The sequence below is a fragment of the Youxingia wuxianensis genome, assembly GCF_014385085.1.
Taxonomy (GTDB): Bacteria; Bacillota; Clostridia; order Oscillospirales; family Ruminococcaceae; genus Youxingia; species Youxingia wuxianensis.
In genome coordinates, this window is record NZ_JACRTD010000011.1 from 38,827 (window position 1) to 62,259 (window position 23,433).

A 23,433-nucleotide genomic window follows, 5' to 3' on the forward strand; every position below is an offset into this window, starting at 1 on the left:
AGTAGTTAGCAAATTATCTCTGTACACGGCCGGAACCGTCGCCGCCGGCAAGTTTTTTCACTTCGTCTACAGATACCTGGTTAAAGTCGCCTTCAATGGAGTGTTTCAGACAGCTGGCGGCAACCGCAAACTCCAAAGCGTCCTGAGGAGCATACTTGTTGACGCAGGCGTAGATAAGTCCCGCACCGAAGCTGTCGCCGCCGCCTACGCGGTCAACGATATGTACCAGATAGTTTTTAGAGAAGTAATAATCATTTCCATCATAGAGCATAGCGGCCCAGTTGTTGTCGTTAGCAGAGATGGAACCCCGCAGAGTGATAGTAACTTTAGAGAACCCAAAACGGTCCGCTAATTTTTTAGCAACTTCCTTGTACCCTTCATGGGAGAGTTTCCCGCCGGTAACATCGGTATTTTCTGCTTTGATGCCGAATACGTCGTCCGCGTCCGCTTCGTTAGCGATACAAACGTCTACATATTCCATCAGTCCCGCCATTACCTGGCCGGCTTTCTCTTTGCTCCACAAGTTTTTACGATAGTTTAAGTCGCAGCTGATGGTCACGCCTTTGGCCTTCGCCGCTTTACACGCTTCCAGACAGATGGCCGCTACATTGTCGCCCAGCGCCGGAGTAATGCCTGTAAAGTGGAACCATTCAGCACCTTCAAAAATAGTACTCCAATCGAAATCTTCCGAGGAAGCGGTAGCGATTGCGGAACCTGCACGGTCATAAATTACTTTGCTGGGGCGCTGGGAAGCGCCTTTTTCCAGGAAGTAAATACCGACACGATTGCCGCCGCGGGTGATATAGCTGGTATCCACGCCGAACTGACGCAGGGAGTTTACCGCAGCTTGACCGATATCATGTTTCGGCAGCTTGGTAACAAACGCCGCATCCATGCCGTAGTTGGCCAAGGAAACTGCCACATTGGCTTCGCCGCCGCCGTAGGTGGCGCCTAATTCCTGGGCCTGAACAAATCTATAATAACCGTTTGGGGCAAGTCTCAGCATAATTTCGCCAAAAGTAACTATTTTACCCATTGTATAATCTCCTCTCAAAACTTTACTTTAAGTATATTATTTCTTCTGAACCAGATGAACGCCAAATCCGCCGATTTGATCTTTAAAGTAAACGGCGATCATATTGCCTTTAGCGTCATACTTAGCGGTATCCATATCGAAAGCGAAACCATTGCGCTCAAAGTAAGCTACTGCTCTTTCAATGAAATTGGTACCAATAGCGATATGGCCGTTGTCTCCTACGTATGGGGTTTTCATAACTTCGATACATTTAGCGGCAAACACAGAGCTGTTGCCGACTTTGTGTTCAAAGCCGAACATGGTCTCAAACATTTTAGCGATTTTCACCGCTTCATCCTCGTTTTTGCCGTTAATGCCAACATGCATCAGCTCAAATCCCAACATGGACTGTACGGCCTGACGGGTGAGACGTTCGATTTCATCAAATTTACCTTCGTTGATTAGATCCGCTTTTACCATCCAGGTACCGCCGCAGCAGAGGATCTTGTTGAAGGACAGATAATCCAACAAATTACTGGCGTTTACGCCGCCGGTAGGCATAAAGGTTACATTTACATAGGGACCGGCCAGCGCTTTGATAAAGTTTACGCCGCCCAGCTGTTCCGCCGGGAAGAATTTAACAGTAGTAAGCCCCATTTCCAAGGCCGCTTCGATATCCGAAGGGGAGGAACAACCGGGGGCTACCGGAATACCAATATCGATACAATGTTTTACGACTTTCGGGTTTAAACCTGGGCTGACGATAAATTTTGCGCCAGCGGCAACCGCACGGTCCACCTGATCGACAGTAAGAACGGTGCCGGCACCGACCAACATCTCCGGTAGTTCCTTGGCCACGCGCCGGATAGCTTCTTCGCCCTGAGCGGTGCGGAAGGTGATTTCAGCGCAGGGAAGGCCGCCGTTACAGAGGGCTTTCGCAAGGGGAATGGCCTTGTCCACATCATCAATTTTGATTACAGGGACAATACCGATTTTCGAAAGTTGTTTTAATACATCGTTCACAGTAATTCACCTCATAAATATCATTGAGTGAGTTTCACAATGTGAAACCAAGTTCCGCATCGTGGTCTATAGTTTTATTATACTGATTTATTTTTCTATTGCAAGTACCCATGGAAAGAAAATGTAAATTAGATTTGATAAAATTTTTTGGTCGAATTGTGCATCCTGTACAAGTTGGCCCAAAATTGTCTAATTTGGGATATTCTCAGAAAAAAATACTGGTTTTCAATTAAGGATTATGTGCTATAATAAAAGCCAGCATATTACTTCGCATACAAAAAGGAGAAGGAACATGGAGCAGGAAAAACAATCGGTCCAGTCCCTGGACCGGGCGTTTGCGATTATCGAACACCTTTCACAAAATCCCGGCGGGATGCTTTTAATGGATTTAAGCGCCGCCACTGGACTTCATAAAAGTACGGTTCACCGTCTGCTGGCCTCTTTGATTAACCTGGGCTATGTACGTAAGGATAGTGACAGCAATAAGTATCGGCTTACCTTTAAGCTCTTTGAGATTTCCGGCCGGGTAGTGGCCGGAATTGATACGGTATCGGTTGCCAAGCCTTACCTGGAGCGGCTGCGCAACGAAACCAACGAAGCTATTCATCTGGTGGTACGGGATGGCATTGATATTGTTTACGTTCATAAGGTGGAAGCCAACAACAGCTCTATCCATATGTTCTCCCGTATCGGGATGCGCCGCCCTATGTACTGTACGGCCGTGGGGAAAAGTATTTTAGCGACTATGAGCGACGGTCATATTAAACGCATCTGGGACAAAAGCGATATTAAACAATATACCCAGCATACCATCATTCGGCTGGAAAATCTGTATCAGGAGCTGGAGCAGGTAAGAAGGCTGGGATACGCTTTGGACAATGAAGAGAATGAGCTAGGGGTGCGCTGTATCGGTACCGCGGTGCTGGACTACTCCGGACGGGCCGCCGCTGCTTTGAGTATCTCCGCTCCGCTGATGCGTATGACTGATCAGCGTATTGAGGAATTGGCCCAATATATTTTGAAAGCCCGGGAGGATATTTCTTCGGAACTGGGATATCGGGGAAACTGACCGGGGACCCTTGTGGAAAGGATGGGGTATTGTGACCCGCAGGGAGCTGATTGAATACTGCCTTACCTATGCCGGCGCATACGAGGACTATCCTTTTGACGAGGGGGAATGGGCGGTAATGCGCCACCGGGGAAATAAAAAGAGCTTTGCTCTGATCTATGAGCGAAACGGAAATCTTTGTCTTAATGTGAAATGCGAACCGATGCGGGCGGAATTTTATCGGAAGATATTTTCTTGGGTGACGCCTGCTTATCATATGAATAAAATCCATTGGAACACGGTTACTTTTCAGGATGGGACAGACTTGGACGAAGTATATGAGATGATCTCCCACAGTTACGAGTTGACAAAGCCAAAGGGGAAGAAAGCAAATGGATCTTAAAAGACAGCATTGGACCAAAGGAGATATTGCTCTGCTGGAGCAGGAATTAAAAGAAACAGCAGATCCAACGTTTCAGGTATTTCATCAGAGGCTGGTGCCTGGGGTGACAAATCTGCTTGGAGTACGTATTCCGGTTTTGCGGGATATGGCCAAACAGATTGCCAAGGGGAACTGGCAGGAATACCTATCCAATACGAAAACAGAATGGTATGAAGAGACGATGCTTTACGGTTTGGTAATCGGCTATATCAAGACGGATATTGAAACCCGTCTTAGCTTGGTGAGGGAGTTTGTGCCCCGGATTGACAACTGGGCAGTTTGTGATTCTTGTTGCAGCGGATTTAAATTTGTGGAGAAAAATCGAGAGCGAGTATATGATTTTTTAGGGGAATATCTTGCTTCTGATCAGGAATATGAGCTGCGTTTCGCGGTAATTATGCTGATGGATTATTTTATTACCCCAGATTACCTTGATCGGCTGTTCCTACTTTTTGACAGTATCAGGCATGAGGGATATTACGTCAAAATGGCGGTTGCTTGGGCGCTGTCCGTATGCTTTGTTAAGTTTGAGGGACAGACCACGGATTATCTCAGAGAATGTCGGCTGGACGATGCGACCTATAACAAAGCTTTGCAGAAAATCATAGAATCCAACCGTGTGGATAAACGTACCAAGGACCGCGTGAGAAAGATGAAAAGAAAGCCTCCAAAGGAATGATCCTTTGGAGGCTTTTTATTTATTCCGTATCTGGAATAGTTTGCAGATGAATCCGATACACATATCGGAACATAATGCTGCTCAAGACAATGGAAATGATCTCCGCGATGGGGAAGGAATACCATACCGCACCAAGGCCGATAAATTTTGCCAACAGGAAAGCGACCGGCAGAATAACCACGATCTGGCGGGCTACCGACAGCAGTAAGCTCAAAACGCTGTTCCCCAGTGCCTGGAAGGTGGAAGAAAAGACGATTGCCACCCCGGCAAACAGGAAAGAAAGACTGATAATCCGTAAAGCGGGAACGCCAATAGAATACATTTCCTCAGAGGCGTTAAACAGATACAATAGCTTATCCGGTACAAGCAGAAAAATCAACATGCCAACAATCATAATAGAAACAGAAATAATGCAGGAAAGCTTGATTGTCTGCAAAATCCGGTCTCTTTTGCGGGCGCCGTAGTTGTACGCTACAATCGGAACCATTGCGTTGGTGAGGCCGAAAATAGGCATAAATACAAAGCTTTGGAGCTTAAAATAAATGCCGAAAACAGAAACGGCCACTTCTGAGAACATAATTAAAATCTTATTCATTCCGAAGGTGAGTAGGGACACAATCGACTGCATAATAATCGAAGGGACGCCAATCCGGTAGATCTCGCCGATAATCGTTTTATTGGGACGAAATCCCCGTACGCTTAAGGTAACTTCCTTGTTTTTCTTATAATTTAGGTATAATCCCAGCGCCATTGCAACCATCTGTCCGGCTACGGTAGCGATAGCCGCGCCGGCAACACCCATCTGGGGGACACCAAAAAGGCCAAAAATAAAAATCGGGTCTAAAATAATATTGACAATGGCTCCCGTCCCCTGCATTACCATATTATAAATGGTATTGCCCGTAGATTGCATAATTCTTTCCGCCGCGATTTGGACAAACACGCCTAAAGAAAATACGGTACAGATGCTTAAATACTGGGTGCCCATTTCAATAATTTCAGGATTGTCTGTAAACGCGCGAAAAAACGCTCCCGAAAGGGTGCCGCCTAAAACAGCAAATACAATCCAGCTGCACACAGACAAAAACATCCCATTGTCCGCAATCGCATTGGCTGCGTGGAAATCCCGCTCCCCCAGACGCCGGGAAAGCAGGGCGTTGATCCCTACGCCGGTTCCTACGCCGACAGCGATCATCAGCGATTGGATCGGAAACGCCAGAGAAACCGCTGTAAGACCATTTTCACTGTACTGGGCCACGAAAACACTGTCCACAACATTGTACAGCGCCTGCACCAGCATGGATGCCATAATAGGCAGGGACATGCCGGTGAGCAATTTACCTATGGGCATCACGCCCATTTTATTTTCTTTTCTTTGTTCCAATTTGTTCCATCCTTTTCTCAATAGCCACATCCCACAGCTATATCCATATTGTCCATTTTTATAAAGTACTTTGTATGATAACACAATAAAAAATATATGTAAATGACATTTTGCACAAACTGTAAATAAGAAATACCGTTGTTTGGGCTAAAATAAGAAAAGAAATTTATTTGGCGCAGTTTCGGATAGAAGGGGTAAAAAAACAGATAGCGGCGCACAGCAGGGTAACCGTTCCGGAAATGATAAACCAGTTGGCAATCCCCACTTTTTCCCCAAATATCCCAGAAAGCGCCAGCCCCACAGGGGCGGACAGGGACATGATACTGGAGGATAAGGACATCACCCGCCCCAGATACTCCGGCTGGATTTTTTCCTGAAACAACGCCATACATACCCCGGAGTAAAACGGACAGGAAAAACCGGTAAACACAGTTAAAATAACAAAGGCGATAAAGCCGGAAGAGGGCAGAAAACCACAGGCGGCGGTGGACACCCCCATTAAGATAATCGACAGGATGATCGTGGTCATCTTGTTTTTATGGCCTCCCCAAGCTCCCAGGATAAGGGATCCTGCCAACAGTCCTACCGAAAATGCGGTTTCTGCGATGGAAGCGTCTACTGTGGTTCCGCCAAAATGGGAGGTGCTCATCAAGGGAAACAGCGCCTGGATAGGCATCACCGCCAGAAAAAATAAAGCGCTGGTAAGAATCAGCCCTACAAACCCCTTTTGGGCTTGAAGTGCATGAAATCCTTCGACAGCCTCCTGAATTACATTGGGACGCTGCCCTTCCTGGGGCGGAAGGGCCGGGATTTTCACCGGAAGCAGAGTACACACCGCCAACAGCGCTCCCAGCACATCCAGAAGGATAATGGCATACAGATTCCAGGAGGCGTACAATACCGCGGAAGCCGCTGGGCTTACCAGCAGAGATACCGATTGCAGAGTTTGGGAATAACCGGCGCATTTCGTAAGACTTTCTGAAGGAACCAATAAAGGGGTCACCGCAGAAAGGGCAGGAGAATGGAAGGCTGTCCCAATGGAACGCACCAATAAAACAGCCATGACCAGCCAGACAGGAATGGGGCCGCCCATCCCTACAAACACTAATATGAGACTGACCGCAGCAATAGACAGATCGGCAATCACCATGGTATATTTGCGGTTCCACCGGTCAATATATACCCCGATAAACGGTCCTAAAAGCGCTTGAGGGAGAAATCCGGCCAGTGCCGCAAAGGAAAGCACTGCAGCGGACTGGGTAGTATCTGTAAGATACCAAATGATAGCGAACTGAACAATGGAACTGGTTAGGAGGGAAACCGCCTGCCCGCTCCAAATAAGATAAAACGCCTTTTTCCAACTGCTATTAATATTCAAAAAACGGCCTCCTTCAAAAAGGGATAAAATAAACGGTTAGTCATTAAAAAATGACTCATATACGAAAAAAAGCGCCGCCAGCCGGAAAAACAACAGCAGTGGCATGCGCAGACAAACAAAAAAGGACGAACCGGGACTTTTTCCTTTTGCGTTTAAGATCACGTCAAAATTTCCAGAGGCAAAAGGTTTTCTCGCTGGAATTTATAATACCAACGCCCACATTGCTTCTGGGCTTTCTTTGACTGGCGGACACAGCTATCTTAAACGCAAAGCTATCCGATGGATCCTCCCGCGAACCCTATATTCTGTGGGAAGTGTATCATAGGTGGCAAAAATTGTCAAATGTCACCGGATAAAATCGTTAAGATATTATAAAAAATGACATAAACCCCGCGAAATTTCTTGCTTAGGAAAAATAAACATGGTATGATTTTACTTGATGTAAAAAATAAGTAAAATTAAAAAAGGTTCAGAAAATAGGAGCCTTACAAAGGGGCCTTGCTATGACAATCTCTCTCAATGAATTTCTCAGTCAGCTGACTTCTAATCCAGCGCTGGCAATTACGGTAGCCCTTACTTTGGGGGTTATTTTGGTCAATGGCTGGACCGATGCACCAAATGCTATCGCCACCTGTGTTTCCACGCGGTCCATGTCGGCGAAGGCGGCAATTCTGATGGCGGCGGTATTCAATTTTTTTGGCGTCCTGTTTATGACGATGTTTAACGCTACAGTAGCGCAGACGATTTACAATATGGTAGATTTCGGCGGGGACCCTCATGACGCCTTAATCGCTTTATGCGCGGCTCTTTTCGCCATTGTATCCTGGGCAACGGCGGCCTGGAGGTTTGGTATTCCCACCAGTGAAAGCCATGCTTTGATCGCCGGGGTTTCTGGAGCGGCCATTGCTCTTCACGGCGGCCTGGAAGGAATTAACGGCGGAGAGTGGATCAAAGTAGTTTACGGTTTGGCCCTGTCCACAGCGTTAGGCTTTTGTATGGGCTGGCTGACAGTAAAAATGATCGAAAACATCTGTCGGAATATGGACCGGCGAAAGACGTATGCTTTTTTTGGAAAGGCCCAGATTTGCGGCGGGGCGGCTATGGCGTTTATGCATGGAGCCCAGGATGGCCAGAAATTTATGGGAGTATTCCTGTTAGGGGTGTTTTTAGCCAAAGGGCAGGGAAATGTGACTAATTTTGTGATTCCGATTTGGCTGATGATTTTATGTTCTCTGGTTATGGCGCTGGGAACCTCTATCGGCGGCTATCGGATTATCAAAGCTGTAGGGATGGATATGGTAAAGCTGGAAAAATATCAGGGTTTCTCCGCGGACGTAGCTGCGGCCGGCTGCCTGTTGCTTTCTTCTTTGACGGGAATCCCTGTAAGCACGACCCATACGAAAACAACTGCTATTATGGGGGTTGGCGCGGCGAAAAGACTGTCCTCGGTCAACTGGGGAGTGGTTAGTGAAATGGTGTGGGCCTGGGTGCTTACCTTCCCGGGATGCGGCTTAATCGGATATTTTATGGCGCTTTTATTCATGTGGATTTTCTAAGGACAAATTTTGATTACAGCCGGTGACTTTTCGGCGGAATGGGTGAAATGGATGGGTAAAGGTAAAAATTACAATTATTTTGATGCGTTTGTAGAAGCGGCGGAATACTCCCGCGCGGCGGCGGCCTTGCTTCACGAGGCGCTCCATGACTTTGCGCCTCAGGATTTGCCTGCAAAAATGGAGCAGATGCACAAAATCGAACATACGGCGGATATACGGCGCCATGAGATGATGTCATGCTTGGTAAAAGAATTTATTACCCCTATTGAACGGGAAGATATCATCCAGCTGGGGCAGTCGATTGATGATGTGACCGACGCGATTGAGGATGTGCTTATGCGGATGTATATGTTTAATATCCGCACCGTCCGTCCGGCGGCGCTGGAATTTACCGGTGTGCTTGTCAGCTGCTGTGACGCTATGAAAAAAGCGTTGGAGGAATTTCATAATTTTCGGAAATCAACCCAGCTTCAGCCGCTGATTATTGAACTAAACCGGCTGGAGGAAAGCGGGGATAAACTCTATACAGACGCCATGCGGGACTTGTACCTTAACACTACCAATGCCGCGGAGCTGATGGCGTGGACCGATAATTTAAACCGGCTGGAACAGTGCTGCGACGCCTGCGAGGACGTGGCCAATGTTATCGCCGAAGTAGTGATGAAAAATTCATAAAAGAATAAGTAAGAAAGCGATGGGCGTCTGCCGGATGTCCATCGCTTTCTTTGCATGGATATGCTATAATATAGACACTTAATATTAGAAGTAACCCATCATCAGAGATAGGGAGGATACATATATGAAAAAAGTGACGGCGCTGATATTGGCGCTGCTGTTTATAGTCTGTGGCTGTACCCAGCCGGAGATATCCCCTGCGTCCTCTTCGCAGGAACCAGAGGAGCCGCCTATGCAGGTGCGGCAGGCAAGCAAAGAGCAGCTCAGCCAGATATGGGACGGCTACATTCTGCCGGGGATCGCCAATATTTTTAACCATGACTTCGAGGTTCCGGAGGAATTAGATCCTCGGGAACTGGTAATCTACTGCTGGCGGCTATATGGTTTGAGCCAGCAGGCCGATTCTCTGGAACGAGTGGAGGAGAGGCGGCCTGGGGACTCACAGGACGATCAGATGCAAAGCTGGATTGTTGTCCCCGCTCAGATGATGACACAGTGGATTGAGCGGTATTTTGATTTGGAACAGACGGACTTTTCCTTTTTAAAAGAGGAAACGGGGAATTTTAGCTACAGTGAAGACAAAAACGCGATTTTGGTGCGGGAAGGCTACCCGGCGGCCAGCGATGAGAAATATCCGTTGGGCGAGCGCAATCTCTGGGGGCTGGAGTTGACCGAGGCATTGTATTTTTCAGATAACATAGTGACGGCAACGTTGGTTTCTTATGACACCTATGAAAATATGCTGGTCTCTTCTAAACAGACGATCACCTTTGGTCAGAGGGAAAATGGGGAACTTTATTTTCTCAGCTGCTCCAGTGAGAGCATCAACAATCACCAGGCGGTGATCACAGGAAAGTACAGCGCGTATACGGCGGACTTTGGAGAGCAGTTAGAAACCCTGTCCGGCTTTAAGATGATTGGCGAAACGCAGGACTCTGTTTATCTGTATGACTCCCAAATTAATAATATCAACTGGGGAGAAGAAAAACTGCTTACGATTTATCAGTTGAGCAATGCTACCTTCCGGCTCCAAAGCAAGGTGGAAATTCCCATGCAGTGGAGCGAAAATGCGTTGTTCAGCGGCGTTAGCATGAGGGACGGCTCAATTTTTGTAAGAGCGCCTTTTGCCGTCTACGAAGTCAGTGAGGACTTAAGCCTGGTACGGGAAGTGGAGCTGCCGGAGTGCATTTATGAGAAGGCAACAGGCGCCACAGGGGATAACCTGGGCTTTTATGGTTACGATATGCTGCCTGACTACAGCAAATTTGTTTATGGGGATAAGGGGGGCCTGTTTTTATACGATCTGGAGACAGACGCGCAAACTGAGCTGATCCGAAATAAATTTCAGGAAACTCCCATGGGGAAAAGCGTCGCTGTACGCAGTTTCCCGCGGTTTGTCAAGGACGATACCCAGGTGATTTCTTCTGTAGCGGGTTATGAAAGCGGCGCCGGGTGGAGTGTTATTGAGCTTGCCACAGGAAACTCCCTGGCGGATATCCCGCTGTATCACGTCTCGCCGTTTGATGTATACTATGATGATGGGCTGGCGATGATCGGCACATTTATTGACAATAACAAGTGGCCGGAAAATGGATACTATGATTTTGATACCGGGGAAATTACTCTTATCGAATTTGAAAGCGAGAATACATTTTCTATACGCAGAACCTCGGAGGTTGGATACGATGGACAGGGATATTCCGCATTTCTTCTCCCGGACGAAAGGGAGGACGGCTACGGCTGGAAACTGGGAGTATTGGATCACGACACCTGTGAAGTGAAAGAGAATATCCTGACCATCCAGAATGCCCAGGCGCAGGTGATAGGCGTTCTTGCGGACGGCAGAGTAATGGTATATTATAGGGTGAATAGCGCGGAGCAGGGGCTTTTGGTGACCCCGCCGCCCAGATAAGGAAGGATTTTATGGATCAGAAGAAAATACAGCGGATTAACGAACTTGCCAAGAAAGAGCGAGAAACCGGACTGACAGATGTGGAAAAGGAAGAGAGACTGGCTCTGCGGCAGGAATATATCGCGGATATGAAGGCTAATCTTACGGCGACGCTGGAAAACACCTATCTAGTGGATGAAAAGGGAAATAAAACAAAGCTTCAGAAAAAAGAGTAGGCCCGTGGAAGGGGAGAATAGAATGAAAAATATACAAATAGTATTTTTTCTTTGCTGCTTTCTACTGATTTCTTTTACGTCTTGTAATAATTCGGAGGTTCAGCAGATTCAGTCGCAGCTTTCTGCCGCGCAGGAACAGATAAGCTCTCTTCAGGAGCAGCTGGCGCAGGCGAAAAGACAACTGGCCGCAGAGGAGAGCTCTCCGCCGGAAGCCTCCCCGGAAAACGAGGACATCACTGTCCAGCAGCTGAAAGAAGATCTTATTCACCGTACGGATCTGATCCCTGTGGAGGCGCAGTTGGGCGGCACTTTCCGGTATTATGAGGATACGATTAAACTGCTGGAAAACCATTATGTGTACGCTTATGCGGAGGACGGGCATATCAGTGTGGACATGTTTTTAAAATATGCCGACCAAGGCGACGGCGTGATTAACTGGACGCTGGTTGCTTACGACGCAGGCGGCGGGATGACGCTAAATTGATAGGGGGCGCAGCATGGACAAAATAAAACAGCTCAGGGAAACGATCAAAAATAATAACCAGATCGTATTTTTTGGCGGAGCGGGCGTTTCTACCGAAAGCGGGATTCCGGACTTTCGCAGCGCGGACGGCCTGTACCGGCAGGAGTACCGCTATCCTCCGGAACAGATTATCAGCCACAGCTTTTTTTACAGTCACCCCAGCGAGTTCTATGAATTTTATCGCGCCAAAATGATTTTTCCCGACGCAAAGCCCAATAAGGCTCATCTGGCTCTGGCCAAGCTGGAACAGGAAGGCAAGCTGCTTGGAGTGATTACACAAAATATTGACGGTCTTCACCAGATGGCGGGAAGTAAGCATGTCATGGAGCTGCACGGCTCAGTATACCGCAATTACTGCCAAAAATGCGGGAAATTTTATGAAGTTACCGCAATTACGCAGACGCGGGGGGTTCCTAAATGTTCCTGCGGCGGAACAATTAAGCCGGATGTGGTTTTATATGAGGAAAGCCTTGACGAAGCTACTATTTACCAGTCGGTGCAGTGGCTGCGCCAGGCGGAGGTACTAATTATCGGCGGAACCTCTTTAGCGGTTTATCCGGCGGCCGGGCTGATTAATTATTACCAGGGAAACCATCTGATACTTATTAACAAATCCCCGACGCCTATGGATGATCGGGCAGACCTGCTGATTGAGGGAAGCATTGGAGAAGTGCTGGATCAGGCGGTCAATATAGAAACAATTGCTGACTGATGGAAGGAGAAACCGATGAAGGAAAAAATGAAATCTCTTTGGGCAAATACCACTGCCAGATGTGTGCTGGCGCTGGCCCTTACCGCGATATTGGTCTTGGTTCTGCGTCCGGTGCTGGGGAAACTGTTTCCTAATGAATTTATATTAAATGTAGATGGAGAACAAGGGGTTTTCTCTGAGGCGGCGATCGCACAGATAAAGGAAAAAATCGACCCGCAGGGAGAATTTTATGTAGAGGCGGTCAATATTACCAGCAATCAGCCGATGAGCACGACTATTTCTTTTTGGGAGAAGAGCTCGGATACCAAAGGCCGGATGTGGTATGTGACCTATGATAAACAAACCAACCGCCCAGGGGAGTATATGCTCTACTATGCGGGGAAAATTAATTTAGGAGAACAAGAGAATCCAAAGCTGACCCTTTCCGAAATGTTTTCTCTTCTGGAAGGGATACAGCCGCGGCTGAACGAAATTTTTGGAGCGGTACCAGGTACTTTGGAAGACGGGGAGTTTTTCAATATTACTAACTACCGATATGAGCAGCTTTCGGAAGAACCGACGGAAATACCAGAGATTTCACCTGAGCTTACTTATATTGAAGTGGGAGAAAAGATCACAGTCACCACAGGAAAACCGCAGGAAAGCGCCCCAAAAGCGACACTTTATATATACAAGATTACCTTGGTAGACGATCAGAACTCGGACAAAGAGTTAGCTGCCATACTGCTTTTGAAATAGAAAAAGATTATGACAGCGGATAGGAGAAATTATGAAAAAAGTATTCGCTCTTTTATTGACATTGATTTTGCTGTTTACCGGCTGCGGACAGGAAGAAGCGCCGGGGGAAAGTTCCTCTGCTGCGCAGGAAACTGTCTCCGGCTCCTCTCAGACCCAGCGTCCCCAAGTGGATACAGACAATCTTCCCAAGTCCCCGGAGGCTACGCAGGACGCGTTAGCCTTGCCGGAGGTGTTGGCTACTTCGGAAGAAGGGTATGAGGTGATCGCCCTGACTCCTGCGCAATATGACATGGAATGTCCCCTCAACCGGGGCGGCTTTCGGGGATTTTTGCAGATGGATTATTTCCAGGCAAAACAAGACGGGAAAGTAGCAATCTTTTCTCCGGAAGGGGAATTACTCTCTGATTATATTTATGATGACAATGAAGATGGCTGGGGAGCGCGATATGGTTATATCACCCTGAAAAAAGAAGGAAAATATGGGGTGGTGGATCTGGATGGGAACCAAGTGGTGCCTTTTGAATACGAGTATGCTTGGCCGGCCAATGAGGATGGAACCCTGTTTGAGGTGACTAAGCAGGATAAAAACTATCTGGTGAACGATCAGGGGGAACAGGTTTTGGAACTGGGAGACCGGGGCAGCGGCTACGAGTTTGACGAGCTGGACGGTACCTACGCCAGCTTAAAAAACGGAGTGCTCCAGTTTTACGATAAAGACTTAAAACCTATCAAAAATGTAGCGTGCGATGAAGTGCGCGTATCTTATACAAAAAAGGACCGGGTGGTTTACAGTACAGGCGGAAAATTTGGTATCCTGGACAGTTATGGAGAAACCATTCTTGCTCCGGTCTATGACGATATTGATTATTTTTCGGGAGATTATGCGGTATTTACCCAGAACAATAAAAAAGGGATTCTAGATTCTAACGGTGAAGTCGCCTTTGACGCCCAGTGGGACGATATTTACTATTATGGCCCTTTCACCGCAGAGGATGGACAGGAACAGACGCCCAGCGCCAGTTTTATGAAAGGGGATCAATGGGGTGTGGCCACCGATCTTTCCAGCGGGCAGCTGCTGGTAGAACCTAAGTATGATTTTATTGGACGTTTCGGCCGCTATTACGCCAGTATTGAAGAAGGCGGAAAATTCGGAGCCATCGACCGTCAGGGAAATGTGGTGCTGGAACCTGTTTACGATACCGCGGTAGAAAGCGCGGATACCAACCTGGAGGAAGGGTATCTTACAATAGAAGGAACGGACGGTCCGTTTTCCGCAGGAATCATTGATACCGCAGGGAATATGATCCTGCCCACAGACAACTATATCGTTTTTGCCAGTCAGCAAAACGATTATAACCTGGTGCTTACCCCGGATGAAAAATGGGGGTATATCGACAATAAGGGGCAGTTTGTGATTCAGCCGAAATTTGAGGATGCAGACCGGTTTGCCGGGGATACTGCCATCGTAAAACTCAATGGAAAGATCTGCTTGATCGACCGGGACGGGGAGGTAGTGCTTTCTACGGTGTTTACCGACGTGACCGCATATAATCCAGAAACTATGGTGTTTGCCGCCCAGTATACGGATCCAGAGGGAAGAAGCAAATACTGCCTGGCGAAATTTGTAATGCCTGTGATGGATAAATACTAAAAGAATTTTATTTGAAGGAATATATATAGCAATTAATCTACAGGATGGTGAGGGACAACATGAAAATAGAACATATAGCCGTATACAGCGCTCAACTGGAAGAGATGAAAGAGTTTTATGTGCGTTATTTTGCCGGGGTGCCCAACAATAAGTATCACAATCCCCGTACGGGTATGTCCAGCTACTTTATCCAGTTTTCCGGGGAGACCCGTCTGGAAATTATGAGTTTGCCCGAACTTGCTCCAGCGGTACAGGAGGTGTACCGTGTGGGGCTAACCCATCTGGCTTTCAGCCTGGGCAGTAAAGAGGAAGTGGACCGGCTGACCGCTCTGATTACCGGTGACGGTTATGAGCTGCTCAGCGCCGCCCGTACTACGGGGGATGGCTATTATGAAAGTTGTGTGGCCGACCCGGATGGAAATCGCATTGAGCTTACGGTTTAAAAAAAGAAAAGGCCCAGCAGCGTGAAAACTGCTGGGCTCTTTATTTCACATATTTATTCTGCCGCTTTTGTTTCGGGAAGGATACAGCCGCCGTCGATTACGATAGAAGCACCGGTGATAAAGCCGGCTTCTTCACTGGCAAGAAAAGCTACCAGGTGACCAATATCGGCAGGACGTCCCAGCCGCTGTACAGGCATACCCTCTGCGTAAATTTTGAGTACGCTCTCCGGATCGTCAGGGTTTGTGTCCTTGGCCAGCTGCTCCACCATAGGAGTGAGAATGTAACCGGGACAGAGCACATTGGAAGTGATTCCTTTGTCCGCTACTTCCATCGCCAGACATTTAGCGAAGCCGATTAAGGCGGCTTTGCTGGTGCCATATGCCATATCGCCTGCGTCGCCAACATACTCACCGGTAACAGAAGAAATGGTCACTACCCGGCCATAATGGTTTTTAATCATATAGGGCAAAGCGCATTGGGTGACATTCCAGGGGCCTTTTACATTGACGTCCAAATGGAAATCCCGCAGCTCGTCGCTCATTTCCAAAAAGGGCTCGCATTTTAACACACCGGCATTGTTGACCAGAATGTCCAGTCTGCCAAACTTTTCAAAGGTGGCGTCTACGCATTTTTTTACCTCCGGCTTGTTGCGGATATCCACCTTAAAGCCAATCACATCGTACCCCTGCTTTTTCAGATCACTGACGGTAGTTTCTACCGTGTCCGAATAGTCGAGGATAGAAATTTTTGCGCCTTTTTCGGCTAATACCTTAACAATGCCCAAGCCGTTTCCCATAGCGCCGCCGGTTACGATTGCTACTTTGTTTTCAAATCCCATGCTACAGTCACCTCGATAATAGAATAATTTATGTAAACCCTCCGGACAAGAAGCTTGCCGGTGATTTTCACACAGCAAAAACTATACATCTTACAGTTGATAATATACCACTTACGGCAATATTTGTCAACGAAAGAAGCTCTCATATTCCCAAAAAAGCCAGCCAAAGACAAGCTTTGGCCAGCTTTTCACATGGACCGCCGGGCAGTATTTCCACAGGGAGGATTATTTTTCTTTGAGCAAGTCCCGAATTTCTGTTAGGAGCTGAATGTCCGCCGGAGGAGCGGCCGGCTCGGACGGCGCGTCTTCCTTCTTTTTACGATGAAAAGAATTTATCAGTCTGACCATCATAAATACAACAAAGGCAATGATTAGGAAATTGACAATCTGCTGAATAAAGCTTCCGTAAAGAATGGAAACTTCCGGGATTTCTCCCTGGGCAGGCTCCAGCACCACTTTGAAGGCCTCGAAATTCAGTCCCCCGATCAGCCAGCCGATAAAAGGCATAATTACATCTTTCACCAAGGAACTGACAATAGCGGTGAAGGCGGTACCGATAATCACGCCCACAGCCATATCCATTACGTTGCCGCGGGAAATAAAAGTTTTAAATTCTCCCCAAAAACTCTTGGTTTTATCTTTCATTATAAACTTCCTCCTTACATAAAACAGCAATCGGCTGCTGCAACAAAAGTATAGAAAAAATATAAGGGCTTGTCAACTCAAAAAGGGGAAAAGTGACTGAGAGGGGGAAGAAAAAACGGTAAAAGTTGTATTAAATTAATAAAAAAGGAAAAACCAAAAAAGAAAGCGGAAAAAATTATTGCAACCGAAGCTTAACCATGGGATAATGTGCCCAGAGCTGTTGACCGGTGATGAAATAAGCCGGAAGGCCGCCTTAGAAGGAAGTTTTATGGGAGAAAAAGTCCTCTGGGAGCATGGGAAATCTGGAGGCAGTAAATTTATAAGCAGAAGGAGGATTGTTTATTTGGAAACCTATGCCAACGAAAAAGGAAATGGCCTGCGCTATTTACAGATGCTGGCGAAGCAGTATCCTACCGTACAATCGGCGTCCAGTGAAATTATCAATCTGCAGGCGATTTTAAACCTTCCCAAGGGAACAGAACATTTTATGTCTGATATTCATGGGGAGCATGAAGCGTTTTTACATATCTTGAATAACGCGTCCGGCGCCATTAAGGAAAAAGTAGATTTGCTTTATTCAGACAGCATGACAAAAGGGGAACGGGCCGATCTTGCGACCCTGATATATTATCCCCATGAAAAATTGGAAGAGGCGGAAGAAGCGGCGGTAAGCGCAGAGGAACTAGGAAATTGGTATAAAGTCACTTTGAACCGTCTGGTGGATATCTGCCGCCTGGTAGCCTCCAAATATACCCGTTCCAAGGTAAGGAAAGCGCTGCCGCAAAACTATGGATATATTATTGATGAACTTCTCAATACCAATATTGGGATGTTTAATAAAAAGGAATACTATACAAATATTATCTCCACGATTATTCATATCGAGTGCGCGAAGGATGTTATCATTGCCTTGTGCGATACTATTAAACGGTTAATCGTGGATCATTTGCATATTGTAGGGGACATTTTTGACCGGGGGCCTCGGGCAGATATTATCATGGATTGCCTGATGGGACACCATTCGGTGGATATTCAATGGGGCAACCACGATGTTTTGTGGATGGGCGCCGCTACCGGCAGCCGTACCTGTATTGCAACGGTGCTTAACAACTCCATCACCTATAATAATCTGGAGGTTATCGAAACAGGATATGGAATCAGCCTGCGGCCCTTGGCGCTGTTTGCCAATGAGGTGTACCAGAATGTGGATACCTCCTGTTTCGCTACAAAGATTGTCAATAATAATGTGACCTATAGTCCCAAAGATCTGGAACTGGCGGCAAAGATGCACAAGGCTATCGCGATTATTCAGTTTAAGCTGGAGGGACAGTTGATTTTGCGGAATCCTCAGTTCCATATGCAGGACCGATTGCTGCTGGACAAGATTGATTACAAGAAAGGGACGGTAAAAATAGACGGAAAAGAATATCCTCTTTCAGATACAGATTTTCCTACTGTCGATCAAAACGCCCCTTATCTTCTGCGGGAGGACGAAGTCCGTCTCATGGAGCAGCTCAAGGCCGGCTTTCAGCGCAGTGAAAAACTGCAAAAACACATCAAATTTTTATATTCCAAGGGCGGTTTATATAAATGCTTTAATGGGAATTTGCTGTACCATGGCTGTATCCCTATGGAAGAGGACGGCAGTTTTGCCGAGTTTGAGCTGCAGGGGGAAAAACTCAGCGGCAAGGCATTGATGGACCATGCGGAAGCGGTTGCCCGCCAGGGATACTACGCCAAAGGGGGGACCCCGGAAAAACAGTTTGGGAAAGATTTTTTATGGTTTTTATGGTGCGGAAAAAATTCTCCCTTGTTTGGACGCGATAAAATCGCCACCTTCGAGCGGATGCTGGTGCCAGAGGAAAGCGCCTGGACCGAGACGAAAAATCCTTACTACCGCCATGCGATGAAAAAGGAAGTCTGTCTTAGAATTTTAAAAGAGTTTGGACTGGAAGGACAATATTCTCATATTATTAACGGACATGTGCCGGTAAAAACCAAACAAGGGGAAAATCCAGTCAAGGCACAGGGAAAGCTGATTGTTATCGATGGAGGCTTTTGTCGGGCCTATCAGCCTACCACCGGAATTGCCGGATATACCTTGATTTACAATTCCTATGGTATTCGTCTTTCCTCCCATGAACCGTTTGACGGGGTAAAAGATGCGATTGAACATAATAAGGATATTGTTTCTACCTCTGTGGTTTTTGAGCGGGCAGATACTCGTATCAAAGTGGCGGAAACCGACACAGGGGAATTGCTTCGGGCGAATATTGAAGATTTAAAATGGCTTCTGTTAGCGTATAAAATGGGGGATATCAAAGAAAATCATAATGTATAACCCCGCGCTTATCCAATCAAAAGGAAAATTTAATGTTTTATGGTGATGCTGTATGAGTGAAGGGCAAGCTACGTACGATACCCGGTATTTATTTCGCCTGACCTGGCCGATTTTTATCGAGCTTTTGCTTCAGATGATGATTGGTAATGTGGATCAGATGATGATCAGCCGTTATTCACAAAATTCGGTTGCCGCTATCGGCAATGCCAATCAGATCTTAAACGTGCTGATTATTACTTTCAGCATTGTTAGTTTGGCTACGACTATTTTAGTATCCCAGTATATCGGATCGAAAAACTTCAGCGCGCTGTCTGAAATTTACACCCTAGCAGTGATGATGAACCTGGTGTTCAGCTTGGTGATCAGTGGAATACTGATTGCGTTTCATCCCCAGATTTTCTCTTTAATGAGGATACCTGCAGAACTTTTAAAGGAAACGGGTACTTATATCAGTATTATCAGTGCAGGACTTTTTTTACAAGCATTGTTTTTGACTTTTTCGGCCATTTTCCGGAGCAATGCGATGATGAAGGAGATCATGTTTCTTTCCCTTATTGTAAATCTGATCAATATTGGCGGAAATGCCCTGCTGATTCCGCGATTTCGCATAGCGGGAGCAGCTATTTCCAGTGATTTAAGCCGACTGGTGGGAGTAATCGTTATCATCTTTATGTTTCGTCGGCGGTTTAATACACCTATTTCCTTAAAATTTTTGCGCCCCTTTCCAAAGAAAATGTGTAAACGTCTTTTATCCATCGGTCTTCCTGCGGGAGGCGAATCAATCTCATACAACTCGGCCCAAATCTGTATCCAAAGCCTGACCAATCGACTGGGACTGGCGGTGATCACAACAAAGGTATATGTGAGTATCTTTGCCACGGTATCCTATATGTTTGCGTCGGCGGTTTCTCAGGCGGCGCAGGTACTGGTGGGATATTTGATGGGGGCGAAGGATACGGAGAACACCGACCGGCAGGTAAGACAGACTTTTAAGATGGCGCTGCTGATTACCCTGGTAGTTTCTTCTTTGCTATTTATTTTCAGCTCTCAGATTTTCAGCCTGTTTACTTCAGACCCCCAGGTGATCGCTTTGGGAAGAACGATTATGGGAATTGAAATCGCTCTGGAACTTGGGCGGGCGGCTAATCTGGTGTTTGTCCGATCATTGCAGGCCTCCGGGGATATTATTTTTCCTATTGTTGTATGTGTTATCTCCGCCTGGTGCACCGGCGTTGGCATAGGATGGCTGCTAAGCTCGGTGTTTGATTTGGGACTGGCGGGGATTTGGATCGGTATGGCGTGTGATGAATGCCTGCGAGCGGTCATCTTTATCCTCCGCTGGAAAAAAGGAATATGGAAAACGAAAACTCTTTTAGAAGAATAAATAGAAAACCTCCCCGGTTATTTAACCGGGGAGGTTTTTATGAGAGGGGTTTTATACTTTATTTTAACTTAATAGCTTTGTCAGAAATAATATAGGTTCCCAAGGTACGGGTACGAATGCGGAAGCAATCTTCTCCGCTGGGGCTTTTTGTCGCGGAAAGATGGGTGAAGGATTTAGTTACATCAGTAATAACTCCTTTACTGTCCACGGAATAAATCTTGATCCTATCGGTTTTTACCTTGCTGGAAAAAGGATTGTCAAGGTAGAGGGAAGGACGGGAGGTGGCGTCGACCGTACCGCCGGAAAAACGGCGGATTACTGCGTTGGTATCGGCAAACTTATTGGCTAAAGCTACTGTCCATTTAGTGGAAAGTTTGGCGGAAAACGCCTCCGGGTTAGAAGAAGATTTGAAAGTAAGGCGGGCTACCTCGTTGGTAGAACTTTCCCAGATAACCTCATTGTCTTCGTTTTCTTCCGGTTTAACCATGGCGTCTACTCCTACGGAGAGAGTGGTGTTCCCGGTGATCTCATCATTTTTTACATACAGTTTGCCGGTACCTGCAAATTTTGTACCCTTTGGAACGGTGATAGAAAGATTTTTTACCGCCCGGAAGGTAGCGGTAAATTCCACCGCGTATTCCTTATCGGTATTCACGCTTCCCAACTCCACCGCCAAATAGGTTTTTCTGCCCTGACCGCTGCCAGTAACATCGGAAATCTTTTTGTCTACCAGCTTTATAGATTTGATCAGCTGAGAATTTTTTCCTTTTTTAGCAGTAAATTTAAAGGCGGTACTGTCGGAAAGAATAGAGTTAACAGATTTTGATGCGGTGGCGCCGATATCCGCTTCTCCTTTGACAGTGTCGATTTCGAAATATACCGTTTTGTTGGGTACCGTTTCATAAGTTTGCGTGCCTCCTGTACCAATATTTGATTTATCTACCCAAGCGGCTCCCAGTTTGCTGGTGTGCGTAGTAGTATCCGCTGCAAACACACTGATCCCGGACAGCATCATAAGACAGGCCAGCATGAGGGCTATTATTTTTTTCATACAAAAACCTCCATTAAAAAATTAATATACAATATGTATAAAAAATTACATATATTACATAATTTGGATAATTGAACCGGTCATATATAAGGTGACCTGATTTTTCCAAAATGATGCACACAACTCTCACAAAAATAAAAAAGGCCGGATCATAGATCCAGGCCTTTCTATTTAGGATTGAGTCAGGATGGAAACCAGCGGGATGGTTACCAGACAGCATAAGGTGGTGACCATCACTATCTGGGAAGAATATTCCGCGGCGTCCGAGCCGTTTTGCTTTGCAATCAGAGGATAACTGGCGATAGCCGGCAAACAGCTAAGCAGGGTAAACGCCTGAACCACCATGGAGGGAAGCTCCCAGGGAAGGTGATTGAGCAGCCAGTTAATGAAAAGGGGCGCGCCGATCATACGTACAATAACAATGGAGAAGGCCGGCCATGCTTTGGTAATCCCCTTCAGATCCATAAATGCGATGGTGCCCCCGATATAAACCATTGCCAGAGATTTCGTACAGCCTCCGATGGAGGACAGCGCCTGCATGGGAACATTGTCCACTGGAACTTTAAGAAGCAGCAGCACCAATCCCACAGCCACAGAAATAGTGCAGGGATTGCACAGCTTTTTCAGTGCGAAAGAGAGGGAAAACTCGCTCTTCCCATCTAGCTTGCGTTGGCTCCCGGTGGCCATGATCACACCGAAAGTCCATACGGCAATGCTGTCCACCACAGTAAACAGGGAGATCGCTAAGGTTCCCTCCGGCCCCAACAGGGCGCCCGCCAGAGGGATGCCGAAAAAGGCGGCGTTGAGAAGACAGGTTTGGGCGATATGAATATTGCGTTGGTCCCCTTTGAGCCGCAGGAGAAAGGCCAACAGGATACCAAGAAGAATAAAAAAAGCGTAGAGCAAAAATCCGCCGGGAATCATATACAGGAGCATAGAGGCGCTGTTAGGACTTACTGCGTTGGGCAGGATGGACAGATACATGCAAGGCATGATAATAGATAAAATCAATTTCGCCAGTCCATCCAGCATTTCCCGGGTGATCAGCTTTATCTTCACCCCTAGAAAACCGCACAGAATAAAGATAAAGAACATGATCATCTGATCCCGAAGTACTGTAATTTCAATATCCAAAGGTATCCCTCCTATGGTAAATAAAACAAAAAAAAAGGCGGAGAACAAGCTCCGCCTTTCACAAGCAAATTTTATCTGGTAGCGATCTCTTTTACTTTGGCGATCTGTTCCGGAGTCAGCGGCATGACGTCGCTGTTATCAGCGCCAGTAGAAGAATCCTCTATAAGAATTAATTTGGTGTCTTTCTTGGTTACCGTATTGTGCCATAGCGTTGCAGGGATATTATAAACCTTGTTAGGTTCCATGTCAACCGCCTTGATATCCAGGCTGCAGCAGGTATCATCCGCATACAAGAGTACACAGCTGCCCTCCAACAGTACGAACAGTTCATCGGTTTTATTGTGACGTTCCAGACAGTCGATCCCGGAAATATCGTTTGCCGGTTTCCAATTTTTGATGCCTACCATCCATTTTTCATTTTCAAACACCCTGGTTAATCCTTCGCCTTCATAAGCGTACTCTAAAATCTTCATTTTTGACCCTCCAATTTCATATTTAAAGCCGCAGTACAGTTATATAAAACAGCTTATCCTTTGACAGCACCAGCGGTTAACCCTTCCACCAGTCTCTTCTGAGCGAAGAAGAACATAATACATACAGGGATGATCGTTACAATTCCACCCGCCGTCAATACATCCCACTGTA

23 protein-coding genes are annotated in these 23,433 nt (G+C 46.6%); 14 read left to right on the plus strand and 9 right to left on the minus strand.

Annotation, left to right across the window (positions count from 1 at the left end):
• Nucleotides 1–13: 13 nt before the first annotated feature.
• Nucleotides 14–1,036: a sugar kinase gene (locus tag H8705_RS12630; RefSeq protein WP_262396151.1), complete on the minus strand. Its 1,023-nt coding sequence runs from the start codon at nt 1,034–1,036 to the stop codon at nt 14–16.
• A 36-nt stretch (nt 1,037–1,072) separates the two neighbouring features.
• Complete coding sequence (locus H8705_RS12635) at nt 1,073–2,038, minus strand: bifunctional 4-hydroxy-2-oxoglutarate aldolase/2-dehydro-3-deoxy-phosphogluconate aldolase (RefSeq protein ID WP_262396152.1); 966 nt, start codon at nt 2,036–2,038, stop codon at nt 1,073–1,075.
• A 292-nt stretch (nt 2,039–2,330) separates the two neighbouring features.
• Here H8705_RS12635 and H8705_RS12640 point away from each other — a divergent pair, with 292 nt between their 5' ends.
• From H8705_RS12640 to H8705_RS12650, 3 genes are read left to right on the plus strand one after another with little or no spacing between them, the layout of a single operon-like run.
• Nucleotides 2,331–3,107, plus strand: a complete 777-nt coding sequence (locus H8705_RS12640; RefSeq protein ID WP_262396153.1) for an IclR family transcriptional regulator — start codon at nt 2,331–2,333, stop codon at nt 3,105–3,107.
• Nucleotides 3,108–3,138: 31 nt separating this feature from the next.
• On the plus strand, nt 3,139–3,489 hold the full coding sequence (locus tag H8705_RS12645) for an MmcQ/YjbR family DNA-binding protein (protein ID WP_392392103.1): 351 nt from the start codon (nt 3,139–3,141) through the stop codon (nt 3,487–3,489).
• A complete protein-coding gene (locus H8705_RS12650; RefSeq protein ID WP_262396154.1) occupies nt 3,479–4,207 on the plus strand; it encodes a DNA alkylation repair protein in 729 nt (242 codons plus the stop codon). Before H8705_RS12645 ends, H8705_RS12650 begins: the two co-directional genes overlap by 11 nt.
• A gap of 19 nt (nt 4,208–4,226) precedes the next feature.
• Here the strand turns inward: H8705_RS12650 and H8705_RS12655 are convergent, their stop codons facing one another.
• Both H8705_RS12655 and H8705_RS12660 read right to left on the minus strand, forming a co-directional pair.
• Complete coding sequence (locus H8705_RS12655; protein ID WP_262396155.1) at nt 4,227–5,621, minus strand: MATE family efflux transporter; 1,395 nt, start codon at nt 5,619–5,621, stop codon at nt 4,227–4,229.
• 136 nt (nt 5,622–5,757) lie between these two features.
• Nucleotides 5,758–6,969, minus strand: a complete 1,212-nt coding sequence (locus H8705_RS12660; protein ID WP_262396156.1) for an MFS transporter — start codon at nt 6,967–6,969, stop codon at nt 5,758–5,760.
• Between the two features lie 503 nt (nt 6,970–7,472).
• On the opposite strand from H8705_RS12660, the gene H8705_RS12665 reads away from it, so the two are divergent.
• The 9 genes from H8705_RS12665 (at nt 7,473) to H8705_RS12705 (ending at nt 15,394) form a co-directional block, all read left to right on the plus strand.
• Nucleotides 7,473–8,525 carry an inorganic phosphate transporter gene (locus tag H8705_RS12665; RefSeq protein ID WP_262396157.1) on the plus strand — a complete coding sequence of 351 codons (1,053 nt, stop codon included), beginning with the start codon at nt 7,473–7,475 and terminating at the stop codon, nt 8,523–8,525.
• 51 nt (nt 8,526–8,576) lie between these two features.
• A complete protein-coding gene (locus H8705_RS12670) occupies nt 8,577–9,200 on the plus strand; it encodes a DUF47 domain-containing protein (protein ID WP_262396158.1) in 624 nt (207 codons plus the stop codon).
• A 124-nt stretch (nt 9,201–9,324) separates the two neighbouring features.
• Nucleotides 9,325–11,112: a hypothetical protein gene (locus tag H8705_RS12675; RefSeq protein WP_262396159.1), complete on the plus strand. Its 1,788-nt coding sequence runs from the start codon at nt 9,325–9,327 to the stop codon at nt 11,110–11,112.
• A gap of 11 nt (nt 11,113–11,123) precedes the next feature.
• Entirely contained in the window at nt 11,124–11,327 is a 204-nt protein-coding gene (locus H8705_RS12680) for a DUF896 domain-containing protein (protein ID WP_262396160.1), read from the plus strand.
• Between the two features lie 22 nt (nt 11,328–11,349).
• Nucleotides 11,350–11,811 (plus strand): hypothetical protein, encoded by a 462-nt coding sequence (locus tag H8705_RS12685; RefSeq protein WP_262396161.1) that lies wholly within the window; start codon nt 11,350–11,352, stop codon nt 11,809–11,811.
• A 13-nt stretch (nt 11,812–11,824) separates the two neighbouring features.
• A complete protein-coding gene (locus tag H8705_RS12690) occupies nt 11,825–12,562 on the plus strand; it encodes an NAD-dependent protein deacylase (protein ID WP_262396162.1) in 738 nt (245 codons plus the stop codon).
• A 15-nt stretch (nt 12,563–12,577) separates the two neighbouring features.
• On the plus strand, nt 12,578–13,300 hold the full coding sequence (locus H8705_RS12695; RefSeq protein WP_262396163.1) for a hypothetical protein: 723 nt from the start codon (nt 12,578–12,580) through the stop codon (nt 13,298–13,300).
• Between the two features lie 31 nt (nt 13,301–13,331).
• Nucleotides 13,332–14,951, plus strand: a complete 1,620-nt coding sequence (locus tag H8705_RS12700) for a WG repeat-containing protein (protein WP_262396164.1) — start codon at nt 13,332–13,334, stop codon at nt 14,949–14,951.
• 59 nt (nt 14,952–15,010) lie between these two features.
• Nucleotides 15,011–15,394 (plus strand): VOC family protein, encoded by a 384-nt coding sequence (locus tag H8705_RS12705; protein WP_262396165.1) that lies wholly within the window; start codon nt 15,011–15,013, stop codon nt 15,392–15,394.
• 53 nt (nt 15,395–15,447) lie between these two features.
• On the opposite strand, the gene H8705_RS12710 is transcribed toward H8705_RS12705, so the two are convergent.
• A complete protein-coding gene (locus H8705_RS12710; protein WP_262396166.1) occupies nt 15,448–16,233 on the minus strand; it encodes an SDR family oxidoreductase in 786 nt (261 codons plus the stop codon).
• 225 nt (nt 16,234–16,458) lie between these two features.
• Nucleotides 16,459–16,878, minus strand: coding sequence for a large-conductance mechanosensitive channel protein MscL (mscL, locus tag H8705_RS12715; RefSeq protein ID WP_262396167.1), 420 nt, complete (start codon nt 16,876–16,878; stop codon nt 16,459–16,461).
• A 391-nt stretch (nt 16,879–17,269) separates the two neighbouring features.
• Between mscL and H8705_RS12720 the strand changes: the two genes are divergently transcribed.
• Together H8705_RS12720 and H8705_RS12725 are read left to right on the plus strand one after the other, a co-directional pair.
• The gene (locus H8705_RS12720) at nt 17,270–19,219 is read left to right on the plus strand and encodes a fructose-1,6-bisphosphatase (RefSeq protein ID WP_262396174.1); all 1,950 of its coding nucleotides are present in this window, start codon (nt 17,270–17,272) and stop codon (nt 19,217–19,219) included.
• A 52-nt stretch (nt 19,220–19,271) separates the two neighbouring features.
• Nucleotides 19,272–20,603, plus strand: a complete 1,332-nt coding sequence (locus H8705_RS12725) for an MATE family efflux transporter (protein ID WP_262396168.1) — start codon at nt 19,272–19,274, stop codon at nt 20,601–20,603.
• Between the two features lie 58 nt (nt 20,604–20,661).
• On the opposite strand, the gene H8705_RS12730 is transcribed toward H8705_RS12725, so the two are convergent.
• From H8705_RS12730 to H8705_RS12740, 3 genes are all read right to left on the minus strand, one after another.
• Nucleotides 20,662–21,654 carry a hypothetical protein gene (locus H8705_RS12730; RefSeq protein ID WP_262396169.1) on the minus strand — a complete coding sequence of 331 codons (993 nt, stop codon included), beginning with the start codon at nt 21,652–21,654 and terminating at the stop codon, nt 20,662–20,664.
• Nucleotides 21,655–21,825: 171 nt separating this feature from the next.
• Nucleotides 21,826–22,788 (minus strand): AEC family transporter, encoded by a 963-nt coding sequence (locus tag H8705_RS12735; protein ID WP_262396170.1) that lies wholly within the window; start codon nt 22,786–22,788, stop codon nt 21,826–21,828.
• 71 nt (nt 22,789–22,859) lie between these two features.
• Nucleotides 22,860–23,261 (minus strand): cupin, encoded by a 402-nt coding sequence (locus H8705_RS12740; protein ID WP_262396171.1) that lies wholly within the window; start codon nt 23,259–23,261, stop codon nt 22,860–22,862.
• Nucleotides 23,262–23,433: the final 172 nt, after the last annotated feature.